Raw genomic sequence first — 15,317 nt, 5'->3', positions numbered from 1 at the left:
TCGAGCATCTCTCCCTGCATGACGTCGGTCAGGCCGTAGACACGGCAGATGCCATCGGTCACCGAAACGACGGTGCCCTGGGTGCGCAGATCGGCGCTGATCGCAAGATTCTCGATCTTGCTCTTGATCAGTTCGCTGATTTCGGAAGGATTCAACTGCATGGAAATTCTCCTAGTTCTTGAGCGCCAACCGCAGGCTCTCGAGTTTTCCGCTCACGGAGGTATCGAGAACCTGGTCGCCAACCACAATCTTGACGCCGCCGATCAGCGATTGATCGACGACCACTTCGGCAGTCAGCCGGGTCTTGAAGCGCGCTTCCAGATCTTCGATCAGCGCCTTGCGCTGCTGCTCGTCGAGAGGAAAGGCGCTGTAGATCGTGGCTTCCTTGACACCTTCCTGGGCAGCACGCAGGCTTTCGAAGAGACCAGCGATTTCTGGCAAGGCGGCAAGCCGCTCATTGCTGGCGAGGACCTCGATCAGATTGGCCTCGCTGGCTTCCAGTGCCTTGCCAACCAGCGACTTGAAGAGTCCACTCTTCTGTGTGGCTGACAGTTCGGGATTGCCGATGCAGGCACGCATCTGCTCATCCGTGGCAATTGCAGAAAGCAGCGACAACCGCTCGGACCAAGCCGCCAGCGCCTTGTCTTCCAGCGCAATGCGGAAGACCGCCTCGGCGTATGGGCGCGCGATGGTAACGAGTTCGGCCATGGTTCTAGAGTTCCTGCTTGAGCGCGACCAGCATCTCGGCATGGGCCTTGGCGTCGACCTCGCGCTTGAGGATTTGTTCGGCGCCAGCAACCGCCAGCTCGGCGACCCGACCACGCAGCTCGGCTCTCGCCTGCTCCACCTGCTGTGCGATCTCGGCCTTTGCCGCGGCAACCACCTTGTCGGCCTCCACCTTGGCTGCGACTTTCGCCTCTTCGACCATCTGTACGCCGCGTTTCTCTGCTGCAGCCAGAATCTCGGCAGCCTTCGCCTTGGCATCGCGCAGGGCATCGGCGGAACGCTTGCCGGCCAATTCCAGCTCGTGCTTGCCGCGCTCGCCGGCGGCAAGCCCGTCGGCAATCAGTTTTTGGCGATCTGCCATGGCTTTGGCCAGCGGCGGCCAGACGTACTTCATGGTGATCCAGATGAAGACGCCGAACCAGATCGCTTCGCCAATCAGCGTTGCGTTGATGTTCACGCTAACCTCCTGTCAAGAGTTAGTCCGCAAGGAGAAGCGATCAGCCCTTGACGACGGCGATGAAGGGGTTCGCAAACAGCATGAACAGTGCGATACCGACACCGATCATGGTGACCGCGTCGAGCAGACCAGCAACGATGAACATCTTGACCTGGAGGGTCGGGATCATTTCCGGCTGACGAGCAGCACCTTCAAGGAAGCGGCCACCGAGCAAACCAAATCCGATGGCGGTCCCGAGAGCACCCGCACCGATCAGGATGGCGACGGCGATGGCGGTGTTACCAAGCAACATTGACAGAGCGGCTTCCATTGAGTTTCTCCTAGTAAGACATGCTAAATGGGTTAAACAAGGACAACGTGAATCAAACTCGCGACCAGATAGGGGCAGGGACGTCTAGCCGTGCGACTCGCTGGCCATCGACAGGTACACAATGGTCAGCATCATGAAGACGAAGGCCTGCAGGGTGATGATCAGGATGTGGAACAACGCCCAGGGCAGAGCCAGCGGCAACTGCCACAGGCCGAGCAGCGCGATGAGGATGAACACCATCTCGCCGGCATACATGTTGCCGAACAGACGCAGGGAAAGAGAAATCGGCTTGGCGATGTCCTCGATCAGACGGAAAAGCAGGTTGACCGGCGCCATTTTCGCACCAAAGGGAACAGTGAACACTTCATGCATGAAGCCCCCGAATCCCTTCACCTTGAAGCCCATGACGATCATGATGGTGAATACGGTCAGCGACATGCCGAAGGTCAGGTTCGGATCGGTCGTCGGGACCACCTTGAAGTAATGGACACCCGCCGCACCGAGGAGCATCGGCACGAAATCGACCGGGATCAGGTCCATGGTGTTCATCAGCAGGACCCAGACGAAAATCGTTATGGCCAGCGGCGTCACCAAGGGACTCTTGCCATGGTAAGTATCCTTGACCTGCTGATCGATGAAGGATATGAGCATTTCGACGAAGGCCTGCATCTTGCCCGGCACACCCGAAGTGGCCTTGCTGGCGAGCTTGGCCATGCCAAGAAAGGCGAACAGACCGAGCAGACCGGAGATGATCAGGGAGTCGAGGTGAAGGGTCCAGAAGCCGTGACCCACCGTCAGGTTGGTCAGGTGATGGACAATGTAACCACTCGCCGTTAGCGGTTCGCCCGAAGCCATATATTCCCCCTGTTCGACTATTGCTGCCGGAGCAGCGCCATCCAATAAACAACAATCGTTGCAGCATAGGCCAGGAAGAGCGGCAAGGCGGCAAGCTGTGCGTAGGTCTTGAACACCAAGGCAAACAGCAGAAGGGTTACTGCAAACTTGTACCCTTCACCAGCCACCTGGGCATTGAATGCCCTCTTCGCGTCGGCAGTCGCCGCCCCGTTTGGCCGCAAGGCCCGCATCGCATAGGCCGATGCGCTTGCCATGGCAATACCACCACCGATCACAGCAGAAACTGCCGCGTGAAACCCGCCTACAAGCCCGGACAGCAAACCCGCCGCCAGAGTCACCACCAACTGACAGCGGAAAAGCCAGCGAACCTGAGGATGCATGGCTAGCTCCTCCAAAACGTTGGCAGGATACCAGACTCGCATAGAGGAATCAAACCGCAAGTGCAAAAAAGTTTGGATTCCCTTGCAAAACGTGCCTTGCAGACCTGCCTGGCGGGCTCCCGGCCGACCACTATGATGCGCCGCATCAATTGCGCAGACGCTGCAGGATGCCGTCGAGCTGGTCAAGGTCTCCGAAGTCGATCAGTACCTTGCCAGCACCACGCTTGTTGGTGCGAATCGCCACCTGCGCACCGAGCAGATCGGCAAGTTCCTCCTGCAATCGCAGCAGGTCACGATCCGGTCGTGCCGGCGTGGCCTCCTTGGGCGGTCTGAGGGCATACTGCACCAGGCGCTCCGTCTCGCGCACCGAAAGCCCTTTCGACACCACCCGCTGCGCCAGTTGTACCTGCAAGGCCCCAGCCAGCGGCAACAGGGCCCGTGCATGCCCCATGTCGATGTCACCACGCATCAACAATTCCTGCGCCGGTGTCGCCAGTTGCAGCAGACGCAACAGATTCGACGCCGCCGGCCGCGATCGTCCAACGGCATCGGCAGCCTGCTGATGGGTCATCGCAAACTCGTCGATCAGTCGCTGCAGACCGAGCGCCTCCTCGAGCGGGTTGAGGTTTTCGCGCTGAATGTTCTCGATCAGCGCCATGGCCAGTGCCGCCTCATCCGGAATCTCCCGGATCAGGGTGGACACCTCGCCTAGGCCGGCCATCTGCGCGGCGCGCCAGCGCCGTTCGCCGGCAATGATCTCGAAGCGCTCGTCGCCGATAGGGCGGACCAGGATGGGTTGCATCAGGCCCTGCACCCTGATCGACGCGGCCAGCTCTTCAAGCGACGCCGGGTCCATGCGCGTCCGCGGCTGGTACTTGCCCGGCTGGATGCTGCCGACCGGCAGGGTGCGCTGCTGCTCCCGGCCTTGCGCGTCATTGCCGGCCAGCAGCGCATCGAGGCCGCGTCCCAGTCCCTTCAGTTTCATGCCCGCGCTCCGGCGATGGTGCCGTCCCTGCCGGCGCCTTGCTTGCCCTGGCGTCGTTCCAGCGTTTCGTGCGCCAGCGCCAGATAGGCCTGTGCACCCTTGGAGCTACGGTCGAAAGCGATGACCGGCTTGCCGTACGACGGAGCTTCGGCCAGACGGACATTGCGCGGGATGATCGTCCGGTAAACCTTGGCACCGAAGTGGCCCTCAAGATCCCGCGACACCTGTTGCGTCAAGGTCGAACGTGGGTCGAACATGGTGCGCAGCAATCCCTCGATCTCGAGCACGGGGTTGAGATGGGCGCGCACTTTCTTCAGGGTCGCCACGAGGTCGGTCAGACCTTCCAGTGCGTAGTACTCGCATTGCATGGGGATCATCACCCGGTCGGCGGCGACCAGACCATTCACGGTCAGCATGTTGAGCGCCGGCGGGCAATCCATCAGGATGAAATGGTAAGCCCCGCGGATATCGCTCAACGCCTCGCGCAAGCGGTACTCGCGCTGTCCGAGATCGATCAGATCGATCTCGGCGCCCGCCAGTTCACGATTGGCCGGCAGCAGATCAAAACCGAAATCAGTGGTCAGCCGCGTGTCCGCCAGCGTTGAACGACCGATCAGGACCTGGTAAACGGTCGGCATCGCCTCGCGCTTGACGATCCCGCAACCGGTGGTCGCGTTGCCCTGCGGATCAAGATCGACCAGCAGCACGCGCTGACCCATCTCGGCCAGGCAGGCTGCGAGATTGACGGCGGTCGTCGTCTTGCCGACGCCCCCCTTCTGATTGGTTACCGCGAGTATGCTTGCCAAGACGACCCTCCCCCAGATACCGCATCGCGACTCATCACCACCAGGTGCCGCTCGCCGGTGATACCCGGCACCGCCAGACGGTGCACCCCGGCCAGCCACACATCAGCCGGCAGACCGGCGATCTCGTCGTCCGGCCGCAGCCCTTTCATCGCCAGCCAACGGCCATTGTCCTGCAGCAGGTGGCGCGACAGTTCGACCAGCAGGGCAAGGTCGGAGAAGGCCCGCGCGGTGATCACGGCGAACCCGGCTGGCGGCCTGTAGGCTTCGACGCGCCCACAGTGTACGGCAATATTGGACAGACCCAGCTCAATTGCCACCTGTCGCAGGAATGCTGCCTTCTTCGAGTTGCTGTCGAGGAGCACGACCTGCAGCTCCGGCCGGGCAATCGCCAGGGGGATTCCCGGCATGCCACCGCCGCTCCCCACGTCGAGCAGCGTCGTCCCCTCGACGAACGGCAGGACGGTCAGCGAATCGAGCAGGTGGTGACTGACCGCCCGCGCGCGTTCGCTCACCGCGGTCAGTCGATAGGTGCGGTTCCACTTGTCGAGCAGGGCAGCGTAGGCCAGCAGCTTCTGCTGCACCGCCAGCGACAGGTCGAGGCCGAGGATGGCGGCACCCCGCACCAGCTGCTCGCCGGGGCTCATCCGTCACAGCCTGCAGCGCGCTGGTTCTGCGTGTCACGCTGCCCGCGTTTCAGACTGACCAGCAGGATCGAGATGGCCGCCGGTGTCACTCCCTGGATGCGCGATGCCTGGCCAATGGTCTGTGGCCGGTGCAGGGTGAGTTTGTCGCGCACCTCGCGAGACAAACCGCCAACCTGGCAGAAATCGAAATCCTCCGGAAAGCGCAACTCTTCGCTGGCCAGGTTCCTGGTCACCTCGTCCTGTTGCCGTTCGATGTAACCCTGATACTTGGCCTGAATCTCGACCTGCTCGATGACCCGCGGATCACTCACGCCGGCCTCGCTCGAAGCCTCGCCGAGGGGCAAGCTCAACAAGGCAGAATAGCTGACAGCCGGCCGTCGCAACAGATCGTGCAGGGTGGAGTCGCGCTCCAGCGGCTGGCCGAGGACACGCAGAGCCTCATCATCGGCCAGCTGCAGCGGATGAACCCAGGTGGACTTCAAGCGCTCCTGTTCGCGGGCGATTGCCTCTCGCTTGGCACAGAAGGCCGCCCAGCGATGGTCGTCCACCAGTCCGAGACGGCGCCCCGTCTCGGTCAGGCGAAGGTCCGCGTTGTCCTCGCGCAATGACAGGCGGTACTCGGCGCGGCTGGTGAACATGCGGTAAGGCTCCGACACGCCGCGAGTGATCAGGTCGTCGGCCAGCACTCCGAGATAGGCCTCGTCGCGGCGTGGCGTCCACGCCGCTTTCTCCTGGACCTGCAGTGCGGCGTTGGCACCCGCCAGCAGACCCTGCGCTGCGGCCTCCTCGTACCCCGTGGTGCCATTGATCTGGCCAGCCAAGAAGAGCCCGCGGATGGCACCGGTCTCCAGCGAGGCGTGCAGGCGTCGCGGATCGAAGTAATCGTATTCGATGGCGTACCCGGGGCGCAGGATATGGCAGTGCTCTAGCCCGCGGATCGAACGAACGATGGCCAGTTGCACGTCGAAAGGCAGGCTGGTCGAGATCCCGTTCGGGTAGATCTCGTGCGTCTCCAGACCTTCCGGTTCGAGAAAGATGTTGTGACTGTCCTTGCTCGCGAAACGATGGATCTTGTCTTCGATGGACGGACAGTAGCGCGGTCCGACACCCTCGATGACCCCGGTGTACATCGGCGAGCGATCGAGGTTGTCGCGAATGATGGCGTGCGTCCGCGTATTGGTGCTGGTGATCCAGCACGGTAGCTGCGCCGGATGCCGACTCGCCGCGCCAAGAAACGAGAAGACCGGCAAGGGATCGTCGGAATGCTGCTCGGCCATCACCGAGAAGTCGATCGTCCGGCCATCCAGCCGCGGCGGGGTGCCGGTTTTCAGACGGCCGACCGGTAGCTGCAGTTCACGCAGACGCGCTGCCAAAGAGGCGGAGGGCGGGTCACCCATGCGACCGCCGGTGTAATTCGCCAGACCGACGTGGATCAGACCGTTGAGGAAGGTACCGGTGGTCAATACCACGGCGCGGGCGGCAAAACGGATGCCGAGCTGGGTAACCACGCCGGCCACCCGATCGCCCTCGACGATCAGGTCGTCACAGGCCTGAGCAAAGATCGTCAGACCCGGCTGATTCTCGAGCCGGCGGCGAATCGCCTGTCGATAGAGCACGCGGTCGGCCTGCGCGCGCGTTGCGCGCACCGCGGGACCCTTGCTGGAGTTGAGGATGCGGAACTGGATACCGGCTTCGTCGGTCGCCTCGGCCATCGCCCCACCCAGGGCATCGACCTCCTTGACCAGGTGTCCCTTGCCAATGCCGCCGATCGACGGATTGCAGCTCATTGCACCCAGCGTTTCCAGGTTGTGAGTGAGCAGCAGCGTCCTGGCGCCCATGCGCGCGGCGGCGAGCGCCGCCTCGGTGCCGGCGTGACCGCCACCGACGACGATGACCTCAAAACGGTCGGGGAAAAGCATGGACTGTGTGGACCTCGGCACCGGAAGGAAGGCGGCAAAAGCGCGGAATTCTACGCCAGTTCGCTGAAACATAACAGGTTTCCGCAGGTGCTGGCGGGCCGCAGGAATGTTTCGCCGGCACCTGCCGGCGGTCGCCCGGCTGTTTCGCCACGCGCATGCGGCGCAACTGGAGATAGAATTCATTGTGGATCGCTAGGCGGACTGCCAGCGAGAAGCCAACGAATGGACAAGCGAAAACGGAAGCGCAGATCGGCTGGGTGGGGCAGAAACCTCATAGTCGTTGGCTATGACACGAATTATCAGAATCAATTGGAACAATCCTGACGGGTCTACTACCATTCGCCCGTCGCTTCTTTTCATTCACCGAACTCGAAGGAGAGCTCACGATGTCCCTGATCAACACCGAAATCAAGCCATTCAAGGCCACTGCGTTTCACAATGGCAAGTTTGGTCCCGTATCCGACGCCGACCTCAAGGGAAAATGGTCCGTCGTCGTCTTCTATCCAGCCGACTTCACCTTCGTCTGTCCGACCGAACTCGGTGACTTGGCCGACGAATACGATTCGTTCCAGAAGATCGGCGTCGAGGTCTACGCGGTATCCACCGACACGCATTTCACCCACAAAGCGTGGCACGACGCTTCCGACACGATCAAGAAAATCCGCTATCCGATGATCGGCGACCCCACCGGCACGATCACGCGCAACTTCGACGTGATGATCGAGGAAGAGGGCCTGGCGCTGCGCGGCACCTTCGTGATCAACCCGGAGGGCGTCATCAAGGTCTGCGAAATCCACGACCTCGGTATCGGTCGTGACGCCAAGGAGCTGCTGCGCAAGGTGCAGGCGGCCCAGTACGTGGCCAGCCACCCGGGCGAAGTCTGCCCGGCCAAATGGACGCCGGGTGACGCCACCCTCGCCCCGTCGCTCGATCTGGTCGGCAAGATCTAGCGGGAAACCGGGCGCGCTGCCCACGGGTTCTTCGGCAGCGCGCTCCCGGGTCTCAGTGCAAAGGGGCCGCAAAGCACTGCTTGGCGGCCCTTTTTCAATGCAACTCGTCAATGGAGAAAGAGCCGTGCTCGACGCGAACATCAAGACTCAACTGAAAACCTACCTCGAGAAGATCCAGCAGCCGATCGAACTGGTCGCATCGCTCGACAACAGCGACCGAGCGCAGGACATGCTCGCCCTGCTGCAGGACATCGCCGCACTGTCCGACAAGGTCGGCCTCAGGCAGGGTGGCGACGCCGCCCGCAAGCCCTCGTTTTCGGTGGGACGCCCTGGCGAAACGGCGCGCATCAGCTTCGCCGGCATCCCGATGGGGCACGAGTTCACCTCGCTGATCCTCGCGCTGCTGCAGACCGGCGGCCATCCGCCCAAGACGGAAGCCAGCGTACTGAACGAAATCCGCGCCATCTCGGGAAAGTTTCACTTCGAGACGTTCATTTCGCTGTCCTGTCACAACTGCCCCGACGTCGTCCAGGCGCTCAACCTGATGTCGGTGCTCAATCCCGGCATCAGCCACCAGATGGTCGACGGCGCTCTCTACCAGGACGAGGTCACGGAGCGCCAGATCATGGGGGTACCGACGGTTCTCTTGAATGGCGAGCATTTCGGGCAGGGCCGCATGACGCTCGAGGAGATCATCGCCAGGATCGATGGCGGAGCCGCGCAGCGCGAAGCCGACAAGATCGCGGCACGCGAACCCTTCGACGTGCTGATCGTCGGTGGTGGTCCGGCCGGCGCCGCCGCCGCCATCTACGCCGCACGCAAGGGCATTCGCACCGCTGTGGTGAGCGAACGTTTCGGCGGACAGGTGCTTGATACTCTGGCGATCGAGAACTTCATTTCGGTCAAGGAGACCGACGGCCCGAAACTTGCTGCCGGACTCGAACAGCACGTCAGGGAGTACGAAGTGGACATCATGAACCTGCAGCGTGCCGAAGCACTGCTGCCGGCCGGCGAAAACGGGCTGAACGAGGTCCGACTGGCCAGCGGCGCGACGCTACGCGGCAAGACGGTGATCATCGCTACCGGGGCACGCTGGCGCGAGATGAACGTCCCCGGCGAAAAAGCGTATCGCGGCCATGGTGTGGCCTATTGCCCACATTGCGACGGGCCGCTGTTCAAGGGCAAACGGGTGGCGGTCATTGGTGGCGGCAACTCGGGAGTCGAGGCGGCGATCGACCTCGCCGGGGTGGTCGGCCATGTCACGCTGTTCGAGTTCGAACAGGTCCTGCGTGCCGACGCGGTGCTGCAGAAGAAGCTCTACAGCCTGCCCAACGTCGTGGTGATCACCTCGGCGCTGACCACCGAAGTGACGGGTGACGGCAAGAAGGTCAACGGCCTCGTCTACACCGACCGTGCCAGCGGCGAGAGTCACCGTATCGAACTCGAAGGGGTATTCGTGCAGATCGGGCTGCTGCCCAACAGTGACTGGCTCAAGGGAACGCTGGCCCTCTCGCCGCGCGGCGAGATCGAAGTCGACGCGCGCACCGAAACCTCGCTACCCGGTGTATTCGCAGCAGGCGACGTGACCACCGTGCCCTACAAGCAGATCGTCATCGCCATGGGCGAGGGATCAAAGGCGGCACTCAGTGCCTTCGATTACCTGATTCGCAGCCCGGTCTCCTGAGGTGCTCCCCGACTGGCTGACAGCAGGCGGCCGGACCCCGGCACGCCAACTCGGCTGGTGCCCTGGCTGGGTGATTTATGGCGGCGTCCCCTGGGAGCGGCCGGTGAACGCTTGCTGGGGCCGGGAACGTCCGGTAAGGTGGATGGCGTGAAACCACCCGACACGACCACTGATCTGCTGTACAAACTCGGCGACGAGTTCAAGCGCAAACGCGCCCTGCTGATTGATCGATATCCGAATGCCCGCAGCTCGCTGCGCCTGATGCTCTCATCGATCGGCGTGACCTCGGTACACAACGCCGGCAGCTCTGCGGAAGTCCTGCGGCAGGTCAAGGCGCACAGCTTCGACATCATTCTCTCCGACTACCAGCTCGAGGACGGAAGGGATGGTCAGCAGTTGCTGGATGAGCTGCGTCAACAGCATCTGGTACCACTGGCCACCGTTTTCATCATCGTCACCAGCGAACGAACTTACCATAGTGTTGTGTCGGTGGCCGAACTGGCACCGGACGACTACCTCATCAAGCCGTTCACGAGCGACGAGCTCCGGAACAGGCTGGTTCGGGCGGTATACAGGAAGCAATTTTTTGCTCCGATCTACGAGCAACTGGACAATGGTGCCTATGCGCTGGCTCTGCTTGCCTGCGACCGCCTGCTGGCACAGGAGAGCGGATTTCTGTTCGACCTCCTGCGCTACAAGGGCGAGATTCTGAACGTCCTGGGACGCCACGGCGAAGCGCAGGCAGTGTATGAGCAGGTCCTGGCCCAGCGCGTCGTACCCTGGGCCCGCATGGGGCTGGCGATCGCCTTTCGCAGTCAGCAGCAGCTCGGCGAAGCGGCAGCACTGGGACAATCTCTGGTGGAGGATTTCCCCGAGTTCACTGCAGCTTACGACTTCCTTGCCGAGGTCCGCGAAGAAATGGGCAAACTCGATGACGCGCAGGAAGTCCTGCTGCGAGCCGCGGCGAAATCGCCCAAGAACGCGGCAAGGCAACGACTGGTGGGTGACCTGGCGGTGCGCAACAACGACCTGCGAACCGCCGAGAGGGCTTACGGGAGGGTACTCGACCGTCGACGCGGCTCGACACTGAGCAGCATAGACGACTACACCAACCTGTCGCGCGTCATGCTCGAACAGGGCCAGATTGATGGGGCGCGCAAGGTGGCCGAAGAACTGCGGCGCGACTGGCGGGGCAGCAAGCCGGGAGAAATGGCGGCGCTGGTCATGGAGAGCCTATGTTCCGACAGGGACGGCAACCCGGCGAAGGCACAGGAAGCCGTGGAAAAGGCTCTGGCGCTGAGCGCGACGCTGACAGAGTCCGGACGAAGCTCGCGGATCTCTCAGCAGTTGACACTCGATCTGGCGCAGGCTTGCCTGGCAACCGGCAAGGAAGAACCGGCCAGGGCAATTCTCCGCCAGGTAGCCGCCGAGAACCACGAAGATCGCAACACGATCGCCCGGATCGAGAGCCTCTACGCCAAGGCAGGCAAGATCGAGGACGGCCAGGCGCTGCTGGCTGAAGTCGGAAAGGAAATCGTCGACCTCAACAATCGCGGTGTTCTCGCCGCACGCAAAGGCGATGTCGAGGGATCGGTCAAATTGCTCATGGAAGCCGCGGAAAGGGTCCCCAACCTTCGGTTTCTGGTCAATGCGGCAAAAGCCATCTTCACCCTGCTCGAACTCAAGGGTTGGGACGCCGCCCTCGCCAGACAAGGCCTGCGCTTCCTTCAACTGGCGCAGGCCAAGGACCTGCGCAACCCCAGGATCATTTCGGCCCGCGAACTCTACCAGCGCGTCGCGCGCAAATACGGGATTGCAGTGGTACCACTCGCCGCCGCGCAGCGAGTCGACGAAAAACCCGCGAGCTAGACCTGACGCGCGGCGTGCCCGGCCTCCGGCCGGTCGGGTGCGCACCGCTTGATCGTTGCGCGAGGGGGCGCCTTGGCCACGTCGTCAGGCGGCTGCGCCGCTACCCATTGTTGCAGTTCGGTGAGAAACGCCTTCGCCGGTAGAGACAGCAGCTTCGACCGCAGGTGTACCACCAGCCACGGTTGGCGCAACGGGAAACCGGCAACCTCCAGAATGCACAGGCCCTGCTGCGCCGGATCGGCCAGCAGGGCCTGGCGCGACAACACCGCCAGGCCAACCCCGCTGGCCACCAACTCGCGGATCGCTTCGTTGCTGCTCACCGTCAGCTTGATGTCGAGCTTGACGCCCACCCGCGCGAGGTGGCGGTCAACCGTCCGGCGCGAACCGGAACCTGGTTCGCGCAGAATGAAGCGCTCGCTGCTCAGCGCAGCAAGCTCGATTTGGCGCCCAGCCGCCCAATGGTCTTCCGGAGCGATCACCACCAACTCGTTGTCAAGCAGGGGATGGGTGGTGACCTCCAAGTCTTCCGGCGGGTAGAGCATGATGTAGAGATCGTCGGTGTTGGTACGCATGCGGGCAAGCACATGCTCGCGATCGGCCACCTCCAGTTCAACCAGGATCTCGGGATAGCGGCGACAGAAATCCCCCAGCATGCGCGGCAGAAAGTACTTGGCAGTTGTCACCAGTGCGACGCGCAGCCGGCCACGCTTCAGACCTTTCAGATCGGCGATGGCTGCCTCGAAGCTTGTCCAGACGTCGTCCAAGGCACTCGACGTCTTCAGCATTTCCTCCCCCGCCTCGGTCAAGGCCAGCTCGCGACCTCGCTGCTCGAAGAGCGGCAGATCAAGCAAGTCAACTATCTGCCTGATCTGCAGCGAAACCGCCGGCTGAGTCAAATGCAGGGCTTCGGCTGCCTTGGAAAAGCTTCGATGGCGGACAACCGCAGCAAAGGTTTCGAGTTGTCGAAAAGTGATCCTGCGCCGCGGCATATATAAGCTTCAACAAATGGGTCAGTTGATTATATCTCATTGGACTTTATTCGGCAGCACCCCCATAGTCCCGGTCGTCAGCCAGGAGTGGCCGGCAAACGACCGAACCGAACGACACAAGGAGAAACACACATGCGACATTACACCACCGACAGTACTGAAGCCATGTCACGCGTCGTCGCCCTGGCGCTGCTCGCCGATGGTGCGCTTGACAACAGCGAAATCGAGTCACTGACCAGGCACGGCATCTGTGACCGGCTGCACATTGCCCCCGCCACTCTCGATCGGGTCATCCACGAATTCTGCAACGACCTGCTGCAGTGTGCGAAGGCGCCAAACATCGGGCAGATCGAACTCGATCGTGAACTGATCGATCACCTGCTCGAGGATATCCGCTCACCCGAACTGCAGCAGCAGGCGCTCGGCGCCATCGTCGACATCGTCAATGCCGACGGCTGCCTGAACGGCGGCGAGGCGATCGTCATCGCCGAGGCAATGAGCCTGTGGGGACTCGAACTGCAGCAGGTGACGCGCACCGAAGTGCGACCGGCGCAGCGGCTGTCGCCACTGGGCGAGGGTCACCGGCAATGGCTTTGCTGATCGATCGGCGATGCCGCCTGCGCGGCAGCTACCTTCGTCCGCCCAGGCCGAGGTAGCTGTCGATCACCCGTCGGTCGGTGGACAGTTCGTCACTCGGCCCTTGCAGCGAGAGGTCGCCAGTCTCCAGAACATAGGCATAGTCGGCGACCTGCAGGGCGGCGCGTGCATTCTGCTCGACCAGCAGGATCGCCACACCGGTCTTTTTCAACTGGGCCACGGTGCGGAAGATCTCCCTGATGATCAGCGGCGCCAGTCCCAGGCTGGGTTCGTCGAGCAGCAGCAGCCGGGGCTTGGCCATCAGTGCCCGACCCATGGCCAACATCTGCCTTTCGCCGCCGGAGAGCGTACCGGCCATCTGCTCGCGTCGTTCCATCAGGCGCGGGAAGATGTCGAATACCTGATCCATCGTTTCCAGTTCGTCACGATGGCCGGCGCGATAGCGGTCGAAAGCGCCCAGCAGGAGATTGTCCGCCACGCTCATTTCGGCAAACAGCTCGCGTTTCTCGGGTACCAGGGTCATTCCCTGGCGTACCAGTTGCTCAACGCTGCGACCGGCGCGCTGCCGCTCGCCAAGGTAGGCCACCTCACCGCGTATCGGCAGGAGTCCGATCAGGGCCGACAGCAGGGTGGTCTTGCCGGCACCGTTCGGGCCGATGACGGTAACGATCTCGCCCCGATGGACGCGCAAAGTCACCCCGTGCAACGCTTCGACCTTGCCATAGCTGACCGACAGGTTGCTCACTTCGAGCACCACGGACCGCTCGTCGGCGTCCGCCCGTCGGCTCATTCGACTCCTCCGAGATAGGCCTCGACCACGGCGGGATTACGCTGAATCTCCTCCGGCAGGCCGGCTGCCAGCTTGCGGCCGAACTCCATGACGAGCACTCGGTCGGCCAGTCCCATCACGAAATCCATGTCATGCTCGACCAGAAGGATGCCGATTCCTTCACCACGCAAGCGGCGCAAAAGGTCGGCGAGTGCCTGCTTTTCCAGGTAGCGCAGACCGGCGGCCGGCTCGTCGAGCAAGAGCAGGCAGGGATCGGCAGCCAGCGCGCGGGCTATCTCGACCAGCCGCTGCTTGCCGAGTGGCAGGCTACCGGCCGCCTCGTACATCTGCTCGTGCAAACCACAGCGCTCGATCTGCATTGCGGCTTCGTGCAGCAGACGGGCGTCCTCTTCGCGGTCAGCCCGGCAGGCAGCCGCGATGAAGCTCTTGCGACCACGCAAGTGAGCGCCGATGGCAACGTTTTCGATCACGCTCATCGCCGGCAGGAGACGCACGTGTTGAAAGGTCCGGCTCATGCCAAGCCGTGCAATGTGGCGCGCCGGCAGCGACTCGACGCGTTCGCCACGAAAGCTTACGCTACCTGAAGTCAAGGGGTCGACCCCGGAAACACCGTTGAACAGGGTGCTCTTGCCGGCACCATTCGGGCCGATCAGGGCCATGATCTCGCTCGCGCGGACCCTGAAACTCACCCGGTCGTTTGCCACGAGACCGCCAAAATGCTTGCTGGCGTCGGTCACCTCGAGCAAAATCGAGCCCGGCTCCGGACGTGGCCGTCTCGCCAGGCTTGCCACGCCTTCGGTACGGGCGCGTACCACCCGCTGCGGGAAAAAACGCTGCAGCATCGGCCAGATCCCGTCGCGCGCGCGCTGCAGAACGAGGATCATCAGCAATCCGAAGACGATCATCTCGAAGTTTCCGCTTTCGCCGAGCAATCTCGGCAACCAGTCCTGCAGCCATTGCCTGAGAACGGTGATCAGGCCGGCACCGAGGATCGCGCCCCAGACATGCGAAACACCACCCACCACCGCCATGAACAGGTACTCGATGCCCTGGGTCAGGGAAAAGGGCGTCGGGTTGACGAAGCGTTGCAGGTGCGCATACAACCAGCCCGAGACACCTGCGTAGAGCGCCGCCACGGTAAACACCACGATCTTCGAACGTGGCGTATGAACCCCCATGGCTTCAGCCATCACCGACCCGCCCTTGAGAGCCCGTATGGCCCGCCCCTCGCGCGAATCCAGCAGGTTGCGCGTCGCGAGAATGAGAACCAGCAGGACGGCCCAGATCAGGTAGAAGAACTCGCGGCCGGATCTGATTTCGCGGTCGAGGACATGCAGCGGAGGAATGCCGGTGATT

At 62.5% G+C, this 15,317-nt stretch carries 16 protein-coding genes and 1 pseudogene; 4 read left to right on the top strand and 13 right to left on the bottom strand.

From position 1 onward, the window contains the following. From JNK99_RS02020 to mnmG, 10 genes and pseudogenes are all read right to left on the bottom strand, one after another. Positions 1-161 (bottom strand): annotated as a pseudogene (locus tag JNK99_RS02020) (F0F1 ATP synthase subunit alpha); the annotation flags it as partial. A 10-nt stretch (positions 162-171) separates the two neighbouring features. Further along, the gene (locus tag JNK99_RS02015; protein ID WP_291847881.1) at positions 172-708 is read right to left on the bottom strand and encodes a F0F1 ATP synthase subunit delta; all 537 of its coding nucleotides are present in this window, start codon (positions 706-708) and stop codon (positions 172-174) included. Between the two features lie 4 nt (positions 709-712). After that, entirely contained in the window at positions 713-1,183 is a 471-nt protein-coding gene (locus JNK99_RS02010; protein ID WP_291847878.1) for a F0F1 ATP synthase subunit B, read from the bottom strand. Positions 1,184-1,223: 40 nt separating this feature from the next. Then, positions 1,224-1,481 (bottom strand): F0F1 ATP synthase subunit C, encoded by a 258-nt coding sequence (gene atpE / locus JNK99_RS02005; protein WP_138677986.1) that lies wholly within the window; start codon positions 1,479-1,481, stop codon positions 1,224-1,226. A 96-nt stretch (positions 1,482-1,577) separates the two neighbouring features. Beyond that, a complete protein-coding gene (gene atpB / locus JNK99_RS02000; protein WP_291847875.1) occupies positions 1,578-2,348 on the bottom strand; it encodes a F0F1 ATP synthase subunit A in 771 nt (256 codons plus the stop codon). A 17-nt stretch (positions 2,349-2,365) separates the two neighbouring features. After that, positions 2,366-2,728, bottom strand: a complete 363-nt coding sequence (locus JNK99_RS01995) for an ATP synthase subunit I (protein ID WP_291847872.1) — start codon at positions 2,726-2,728, stop codon at positions 2,366-2,368. A gap of 145 nt (positions 2,729-2,873) precedes the next feature. Next, entirely contained in the window at positions 2,874-3,713 is an 840-nt protein-coding gene (locus JNK99_RS01990; RefSeq protein ID WP_291847869.1) for a ParB/RepB/Spo0J family partition protein, read from the bottom strand. Further along, on the bottom strand, positions 3,710-4,519 hold the full coding sequence (locus JNK99_RS01985; RefSeq protein WP_291847866.1) for an AAA family ATPase: 810 nt from the start codon (positions 4,517-4,519) through the stop codon (positions 3,710-3,712). The genes JNK99_RS01990 and JNK99_RS01985 overlap by 4 nt, the downstream gene beginning before the upstream one ends. Continuing rightward, on the bottom strand, positions 4,498-5,163 hold the full coding sequence (gene rsmG / locus JNK99_RS01980; RefSeq protein WP_291847863.1) for a 16S rRNA (guanine(527)-N(7))-methyltransferase RsmG: 666 nt from the start codon (positions 5,161-5,163) through the stop codon (positions 4,498-4,500). Before rsmG ends, JNK99_RS01985 begins: the two co-directional genes overlap by 22 nt. Further along, positions 5,160-7,082: a tRNA uridine-5-carboxymethylaminomethyl(34) synthesis enzyme MnmG gene (mnmG, locus tag JNK99_RS01975; protein ID WP_291847859.1), complete on the bottom strand. Its 1,923-nt coding sequence runs from the start codon at positions 7,080-7,082 to the stop codon at positions 5,160-5,162. The genes rsmG and mnmG overlap by 4 nt, the downstream gene beginning before the upstream one ends. A gap of 386 nt (positions 7,083-7,468) precedes the next feature. Here mnmG and ahpC point away from each other — a divergent pair, with 386 nt between their 5' ends. From ahpC to JNK99_RS01960, 3 genes are all read left to right on the top strand, one after another. Beyond that, positions 7,469-8,032, top strand: a complete 564-nt coding sequence (ahpC, locus tag JNK99_RS01970) for an alkyl hydroperoxide reductase subunit C (RefSeq protein WP_291847856.1) — start codon at positions 7,469-7,471, stop codon at positions 8,030-8,032. A gap of 124 nt (positions 8,033-8,156) precedes the next feature. Continuing rightward, positions 8,157-9,716: an alkyl hydroperoxide reductase subunit F gene (gene ahpF / locus JNK99_RS01965; protein WP_291847853.1), complete on the top strand. Its 1,560-nt coding sequence runs from the start codon at positions 8,157-8,159 to the stop codon at positions 9,714-9,716. 147 nt (positions 9,717-9,863) lie between these two features. Then, positions 9,864-11,585, top strand: coding sequence for a response regulator (locus JNK99_RS01960; RefSeq protein ID WP_291847850.1), 1,722 nt, complete (start codon positions 9,864-9,866; stop codon positions 11,583-11,585). On the opposite strand, the gene JNK99_RS01955 is transcribed toward JNK99_RS01960, so the two are convergent. Next, on the bottom strand, positions 11,582-12,574 hold the full coding sequence (locus JNK99_RS01955) for a LysR family transcriptional regulator (protein ID WP_291847847.1): 993 nt from the start codon (positions 12,572-12,574) through the stop codon (positions 11,582-11,584). The two genes, JNK99_RS01960 and JNK99_RS01955, sit on opposite strands and share 4 nt — an antisense overlap. A gap of 132 nt (positions 12,575-12,706) precedes the next feature. On the opposite strand from JNK99_RS01955, the gene JNK99_RS01950 reads away from it, so the two are divergent. After that, a complete protein-coding gene (locus JNK99_RS01950) occupies positions 12,707-13,174 on the top strand; it encodes a hypothetical protein (protein WP_291847844.1) in 468 nt (155 codons plus the stop codon). 28 nt (positions 13,175-13,202) lie between these two features. Here the strand turns inward: JNK99_RS01950 and JNK99_RS01945 are convergent, their stop codons facing one another. Then, complete coding sequence (locus tag JNK99_RS01945) at positions 13,203-13,961, bottom strand: ABC transporter ATP-binding protein (RefSeq protein ID WP_291847841.1); 759 nt, start codon at positions 13,959-13,961, stop codon at positions 13,203-13,205. Then, positions 13,958-15,317 (bottom strand): branched-chain amino acid ABC transporter ATP-binding protein/permease (locus JNK99_RS01940; protein ID WP_291847838.1); only part of this gene is annotated, 1,360 nt, incomplete at its 5' end. The genes JNK99_RS01940 and JNK99_RS01945, both read right to left, overlap by 4 nt.

It is taken from the genome of Accumulibacter sp., from assembly GCF_016789985.1.
Taxonomy (GTDB): Bacteria; Pseudomonadota; Gammaproteobacteria; order Burkholderiales; family Rhodocyclaceae; genus Accumulibacter.
The sequence above is the reverse complement of the archived record's forward strand: the minus strand, read 5'-3'. Positions and strand labels throughout refer to the sequence as shown.

What these genes read in the sequence shown, in the direction of transcription:
- JNK99_RS02015 (WP_291847881.1), bottom strand. Translation starts at nt 708, where the DNA reads ATGGCCGAACTCGTTACCATCGCGCGCCCATACGCCGAGGCGGTCTTC.
- atpB (WP_291847875.1), bottom strand. Translation starts at nt 2,348, where the DNA reads ATGGCTTCGGGCGAACCGCTAACGGCGAGTGGTTACATTGTCCATCAC.
- JNK99_RS01995 (WP_291847872.1), bottom strand. Translation starts at nt 2,728, where the DNA reads ATGCATCCTCAGGTTCGCTGGCTTTTCCGCTGTCAGTTGGTGGTGACT.
- JNK99_RS01990 (WP_291847869.1), bottom strand. Translation starts at nt 3,713, where the DNA reads ATGAAACTGAAGGGACTGGGACGCGGCCTCGATGCGCTGCTGGCCGGC.
- rsmG (WP_291847863.1), bottom strand. Translation starts at nt 5,163, where the DNA reads ATGAGCCCCGGCGAGCAGCTGGTGCGGGGTGCCGCCATCCTCGGCCTC.
- mnmG (WP_291847859.1), bottom strand. Translation starts at nt 7,082, where the DNA reads ATGCTTTTCCCCGACCGTTTTGAGGTCATCGTCGTCGGTGGCGGTCAC.
- ahpC (WP_291847856.1), top strand. Translation starts at nt 7,469, where the DNA reads ATGTCCCTGATCAACACCGAAATCAAGCCATTCAAGGCCACTGCGTTT.
- JNK99_RS01955 (WP_291847847.1), bottom strand. Translation starts at nt 12,574, where the DNA reads ATGCCGCGGCGCAGGATCACTTTTCGACAACTCGAAACCTTTGCTGCG.
- JNK99_RS01950 (WP_291847844.1), top strand. Translation starts at nt 12,707, where the DNA reads ATGCGACATTACACCACCGACAGTACTGAAGCCATGTCACGCGTCGTC.
- JNK99_RS01945 (WP_291847841.1), bottom strand. Translation starts at nt 13,961, where the DNA reads ATGAGCCGACGGGCGGACGCCGACGAGCGGTCCGTGGTGCTCGAAGTG.